This window comes from Methanobrevibacter sp. (genome assembly GCF_017410345.1).
In the GTDB taxonomy this organism is placed as follows: domain Archaea; phylum Methanobacteriota; class Methanobacteria; order Methanobacteriales; family Methanobacteriaceae; genus Methanobrevibacter.
Map to the genome: position 1 here is coordinate 1 of NZ_JAFQQZ010000026.1, position 6,577 is coordinate 6,577.

Genomic DNA, 6,577 nt, shown 5'->3' on the forward strand with positions numbered 1-6,577 from the left:
AAAAAATAATAAAAAAAGAAAAGAAAAAACTATATTTTATTAGAAATAATAAAAATCATAGTTTAATCCTAAAGATGATTTATCTCATTGAAATACAAAATATCATCACATATTACATCAAGCAAGTCTTTATCGTGACTTACCGCTAATATTCCAATATTATTGGCTTTGCAATGCTTGATAAGTGCTTCCCATATCTGCACTTGGGTTACAGCATCAAGCATAGTGCTTATTTCATCTGCAATGATAAATTTTGTTTGTGGATTTAAAGCCCTCAATATACTGAAACGTTGCAATTCTCCACCGGAAAGTTCACTTGGCCAACGAGTCAGCCAATTGTCCTTAAGACCGAAAGTGTCTTTCAAATCCTGTGGAGGAATCCATGATTCCCTCAATACCTTTTCCATCTTCCATTTAGGATTCATAGTCTTTTCCGGATGCTGGAAAATTAATTGAATAGGATCATAACCATTTCTATTAACAGCATTTCCATCAATAGTTATCTCACCAGTATAATTGGTAATATAACCGGAAATAATCTTACATAAGGTACTCTTACCGCTACCGCTATCTCCAATTAATCCGATTATCTGATTGCTGTTAAGAGATAATGAAACATCCTTCAATATAGGTTTATTTTTATGATATGCAAAAGAAATGTTTTCTGCCTTAAGCTCCATCATTAGCCTCCTCATCATTAAGTTCCTCTTCAGCTTCAACAGCTTCTTCCTCTATAGCTTCTTCTTCAACAATCTCCTCAGAAACAAGCTCTTCAGCAACTTCCTCAGGAGCAGAATCCTCAACAACCTCCTCAGAAACTTCCTCAGAAATGGCCTTATCGAAATTGAAGCACCTGATCATTGCACCATCATGTTCAATGAGTTCTGGTTTGGATTGATTACATCTGTCTGAACGTATCGGACAATTTTCATAATAAGGACATCCAGGAACTTCTTCCAATGGCTGAACTCCTTCAGTTAACTTGAAACCATTCTTTGGCAATGCATCGACTAAAGCTTTGGCATATGGATGCAATAAGTTTTCAGAATTCAAGAAGTTTTCCACCTTATTGATTTCAATCACATACCCTGAATAGAATATTGCAATCCTATCCGCTGTCTTTAAAGCCACATCTATTTCGTGAGTGATCAGTAAAACACCTTTGCCTTGGTCTTTTAATCTTCTAATGTCCTGAATTGTCTCTTCAACACTTTTTGCGTCAAGACCAGGAGTAGGTTCATCAGCAATCAATAAATCAGGATCATTCAATAAGGCTGTAGACAATAATACTTTCCTCGCCATTCCACCAGACAATTCAAAAGGATACAAATCATCTACACTTTCATCCAATCCATATTTACTGAATACTTCCCTTTGTCTTTTTTGTTTCTCTTTACGTTCATTATCGTCTTTACATTCACCAACAGCCTGTTGGGAAACTTTCATCAAAGGATCAAGGAAATTTACAGATTGAGGTATTAAACAAATTTCTTTACCTCTAATCTTTTCTTTTTTCTCTTGATTTAAAGTTTCTCCTTTAAATTTAACTTCCCCGGTCACATGAGCATTATAAGGCAAAATACCTAAGATGGTATGTGCTAAAAGACTTTTACCTGAACCGCTGGATCCCAATACGGCAACGATTTCACTTTCATTAATATCAAGTGACAAATCAGAAATTACCTTTAAATCGTGCCTAACTAATCCTTGGACATATTGTGTAAAGGATATTGATAGATTATTTACTTCTAATAATTTCTCCATAATACCACCTAATCTAGTTATTCGCCTCTCCAGGGTCAAGCAAGCGTTTTAAATTATCTCCAATAATATCAAACAACAATACTACAATCAATAATGCAAGACCTGGGAAGAATGCCAGCCACCATGCGCCCATTGCAAGATAGGACATTGATTCAGACAATATGATACCAATAGCTGGCTCATGTGGTGACAAACCGAATCCTAAGAATGTTATGCTTGCTTCGTGCATGATTGCATGTGGGAATACAAGCAAGGTTCCTACAAATATTTGGGACAATACTAAAGGCAAGATATGCTCTTTTGCAATCCACAACTTGCTTCTGCCTAACCTATTGGATAAAGCAACATATTCAGATGTGTTGATCTGCAATACTTCAGCCCTAAGCACCCGGGTTAGGTTAACCCAGTGTGAAAATGCTACAGCCATGATTACACCGAATGCACCTTTACCTAATGCAATGGATATCATCATAAGCAATAATATATGAGGAATAGATGCAAACAAGTCAATCGCCCAGGAAACAGCCTCATCCAACCATTTATTTGCACTTGCAAGAAATGCTAAGATGGTGGCTATTATGCTGGAAATTACTGATGCACCGATACCAATGACAATACTTAAGCTTAAACCTTTTATTGTACGGGTAAACATGTCCCTTCCCATCCAATCAGTACCAAAAGGATGCGCCAATGAAGGAGCTTGCATCTTTATTGAAAAATCTGTAGGCAAATTGGCATTAGTCATCCATCCGCAAATGAAAATAACCAATAAGATCAGCCCAGTAAGTCCAATGGTCAAGAGAGTCTTTTGCCTTAAGTTCAATGAACTGAATAAACCTTTATTATACCATGGCATCTCACTCATCATCCTCACCTCTTAATCTTGGATCGACATATTTATAGATTATATCTGCAATGAGGTTTCCAGTAAATACAAAGATTGCACTAATAATCACAATACCCAGCAATAATGGAACATCTGACCTTAGACCAGCAGCGACAGTTGCCTGTCCGATTCCAGGATATGCAAATACCTGTTCCACAAGAATGGTTCCACCGAACAATTCATTGAATGACAGGAATTGGATGGAAATGGCCGGAAGCAAGATATTTCTTATTCCGTGGTTTTTAATTATCCCCCAGAAGCTTTCACCTCTAGCTTGTGCGAACAGGAAATAATCACTTTTCTTTACTTGAATAAGCTTGTCTCTTGTGTACATTGTTAAGGAAGCGATTCCTACAATACTTAAAGTCACTGCAGGCAATATCAATCTGTATAGCCATTGCCAGAATGTTACAGTATCGGACAATTGGCCAATAGGTACAGAAAGCCCTATTGGGAACCAACCCAAGTAAACTGAAAATAGCATCAGCAGTACCAATCCTATCCAGAAGGTAGGTGAGGATTGCAATATATAACTGTAGGTTTTGATTGCCTTGTCAATCCAAGTGCCTTCCTTAGCACCGGCAAGGACACCTAATCCGAAACCGAATATTCCGGATATTACCCATGAAGTTGCCATAAGAGTTAATGATGCTGTAAATTTCTGTACGATAACTTCTGTTACAGGGACTCTATAAATCAATGAAAATCCCATGCTTCCAGTAGCTAAAGTTGAAAGCCAACCCATTACTCTTTCGCCTAAAGATAAATTTGTTCCCCAATATTCACCCATAATGGCCAATTGCTCTTGAGATACAATTCGCTGACCAAGATAAGCTCTTACAGGGTCAATAGGAGAACACTGTATCATTATAAAACTGATAGCAGCAATAACGACTAATAGAATTATTAGTCTCACTACTTTCAATCCTAAAAATTTAGCTAAATTTTTACTATTAATTTTAATCAACCCATATAATCTGTTAAAAAAAATAATTATGAAAATACTTTAAAAACCCTTAAGAATCATTTTAATTCTTAAAAAGTATAAAAAATGCATAATAAATAATTAAAAAATTATTTAAAGAATCTTTTAACGAACATTAAAAAATCCTTGATAAAATAATTAAAAAATTATTTAAAGAATCTTTTAAAAAATTGCTCAAAAATCTTAAAAAATTCTTTAAATGATTCTAAAAATAATTGGAATATGAAAAAATTATTAAAAAATGATTTATTAGAAAATAAACCATTTTATATTTTAATAATTTTTAATTTTACAATTTCACTGCATTACATTTCAAGACAATTTATGCAGTTTCATTTGTATCAAGACGTTTCCAGTCGTAGATGTTACCCCAAATGTCTCCACCGTGTGGGTAGATGAGGTGAGTGCTGTTGGAAATGTCTAAGTCGTCACTTACAAAGTAAGTGTAGTCCATAGTACCAATCCATAAGAATGAATTGTGGGAGGTAGCTTGTTTTGCAGCTTGTCTCCAAGTACTGTAGGAAGAATCGGCAGGTTGATCCATTGCTTGATCGATTAATGCATCTACAGCAGCATCTTTAAGATTACCTGGGTTGTCGTAACCTACACAAGCCACATCTGAACCGTATTGATGCTCAATTGAGTATGGATCTGCTGAACCGAATCCCCATACTACTCCTTGACTGTATTTGTCTGGGTCAATTTCGTCCCAGCTTGCACCTTTAGGAGTGATTTCAATACCTAACTCTTTTGCTTGCTCTGCTAAAGTTACTGCAATTGCTTGTCTTTCAACTGCGGATGCCTTATAGTATACAGTGAATTCAGCTTTTTGGCCATCTTTTTCTCTGATACCGTCACCGTCAGTGTCTTTCCATCCTGCTTGTTCAAGAATAGCTTTTGCTTGGTCTACTTGACCGTCTTTGTATCCAGCATCAAATGCCCATGGTAATTGGTCAGCCACACCGGTGTAGGATACATTACCGTATCCGTTTAATGCACCGTCTATTAAATCTTCTCTGTCAATACCAATAGCTAAAGCTTGTCTGACAGCTGGGTCTCCGGTTACATTGTTACCGATTGCAATGCCATCTTCACTTGTTTCCCCTTCATCCATTGTGGTAGGTAAGGAAACACCACGTACATCAATGGAATCGAAGTATTCCATGTGGTAACCGTCAATTTCTTCATCAGCATATGCTACTGCCACTTCAGCAATGTCCACATCTCCGTTTTTGACTGCTGCAAATGCTGCATCAGGGTCAAGGAAGAGGTTGGTGATCTTGTTGAAGTAAGGTTCTTCACCATAGTAGTCAGGGTTTTTCTCTAGGATGAATTGTTGACCTTTGTCCCATTGAGCTAATTTATATGGTCCGGAACCGATTGGGTTTTGACCGTATGTTGCGTTGTCATAAGTAGCTTCTGGAACGATACCTACATCAGTCAATTTGTTGATGAATGTGGAATCCGGTTGGTCAAGAGTGAAGACTACGTTATCTCCATCCGCTTTAGCTTCTTCCATATGGGTTAAGTCTGCACCTTCTCCAAACTCTTTAGCAGTGTTATAGGAGAAAGCTACGTCTTTAGCGGTTAATTGGGAACCATCTGTGAATTTTACATCATCACGAATGGTTACAGTGTATGTTTTCAAGTCACTAGATATTTCATAATCTGTTGCCAGATCGTTTACAAATTCATTGTCAGCATTTCTTTTCAGAACTGTACTTTGAATAAGTGGGTCTGTACCGGAATCGTGGTATCCCCAACCATGCATTGGGTCGAAACCGAATTCAGGTTCTTCTCCGTGAGCGGCTACACAGGTGATCAATTCATCAGGAGCATGCTCATTTCCTCCTGTTAAAAAGTCAAACCAGCCAGCAGATGCTGAACCTACACTAATAATTGCTATCAGTGCAATGACTGTACAAATTAAAATCTTTCTATCCATATAATTTCCTCGTAAAAATTACTTAAAAATAAAAATAACATCCCCATCAGTATTACTATCTTAAACAAATATCTAAAAAAGTAATACTAATATTAAAAAAGATATTACAATTATAAATTATATTTTAAAGTATATAAATGTATTACTTTATTTATAGAAAGTATTACTTTTTTATAAAAAATAAGTGAAAAAGTAATAAAAAATTAATAATAAAAACAGTGAAAAATTAAAAAAAGTAATACAAAACCCAGTTAAGTCAAGAAAATGATTATGAAATTAAAAAAAAGCAAGAAAAATCAGTTAAATAGTAAAAAAAGTGATAAAAAAAAATTAATAAAGAAAATTAAAAGAAAATGAAAATTAAAAATTATTCCTTTAAGTATTCACAGACCTTTTCACCCGCAAACAGGCATACTTCCACGCATGGAGACTTGTCATCCCCATCTTTTGAGATGTATCCGCAGGTTACAGATTCATATTTGTCCTTGAATTCATTGAACAGTTTCTTTGAAGCTGAAATGATCTGCTTTTCATCTGCACCTAAAAGACCTAAAGCCATTACAGCACCGGTTACAGCACCACAGGTCCCTTCTGAAAAGGTTCCACCAATACCTCCGGAGAATCCCTTTGCAAGAAGAGCCAATTCTTCAGTAGGCATCCCTGCAACGTCACAGATTCCCATGAGAGTTGCTTGTGAGCAGCTGTAATCCTTTCTGTATTCCTCTATTTTCTCTACAACTTTTTGTGAATCCAATTCCATAATAATCCCTCAATAATCATTAAAATCAATTGTCAAATAATTCAAATCAATCATTAATTGATTTAAATAATTTTAAAACATTGTTATAATTAATATAAATTTCAATATTAATAAATTTTTATAAAATGATTGAAAATAAATTGAAAAATAATGATGATGAGAGAATAGAAAAAAATAAATTAGAAAAATGAAGAGTTCAAAAAGAAAAAATAGAAACAATAGAAAAAATAAAGTAAA

Annotated in this window: 6 protein-coding genes; all 6 read right to left on the reverse strand. The window is 35.3% G+C overall.

Annotation, left to right across the window (positions count from 1 at the left end):
• Window positions 1–68: 68 nt before the first annotated feature.
• Window positions 69–680, reverse strand: coding sequence for an ATP-binding cassette domain-containing protein (locus IJE13_RS03370; protein ID WP_292777080.1), 612 nt, complete (start codon window positions 678–680; stop codon window positions 69–71).
• Entirely contained in the window at window positions 670–1,764 is a 1,095-nt protein-coding gene (locus IJE13_RS03375) for an ABC transporter ATP-binding protein (RefSeq protein ID WP_292777083.1), read from the reverse strand. The genes IJE13_RS03370 and IJE13_RS03375 overlap by 11 nt, the downstream gene beginning before the upstream one ends.
• Before the next feature lie 13 nt (window positions 1,765–1,777).
• On the reverse strand, window positions 1,778–2,620 hold the full coding sequence (locus IJE13_RS03380) for an ABC transporter permease (RefSeq protein WP_292777091.1): 843 nt from the start codon (window positions 2,618–2,620) through the stop codon (window positions 1,778–1,780).
• A 1-nt stretch (window position 2,621) separates the two neighbouring features.
• Window positions 2,622–3,518 carry an ABC transporter permease gene (locus IJE13_RS03385; protein ID WP_366514846.1) on the reverse strand — a complete coding sequence of 299 codons (897 nt, stop codon included), beginning with the start codon at window positions 3,516–3,518 and terminating at the stop codon, window positions 2,622–2,624.
• A 439-nt stretch (window positions 3,519–3,957) separates the two neighbouring features.
• Complete coding sequence (locus IJE13_RS03390; RefSeq protein ID WP_292777085.1) at window positions 3,958–5,580, reverse strand: ABC transporter substrate-binding protein; 1,623 nt, start codon at window positions 5,578–5,580, stop codon at window positions 3,958–3,960.
• Between the two features lie 367 nt (window positions 5,581–5,947).
• Window positions 5,948–6,340, reverse strand: coding sequence for a C-GCAxxG-C-C family protein (locus IJE13_RS03395; protein ID WP_292777088.1), 393 nt, complete (start codon window positions 6,338–6,340; stop codon window positions 5,948–5,950).
• Between the last annotated feature and the right edge of the window lie 237 nt (window positions 6,341–6,577).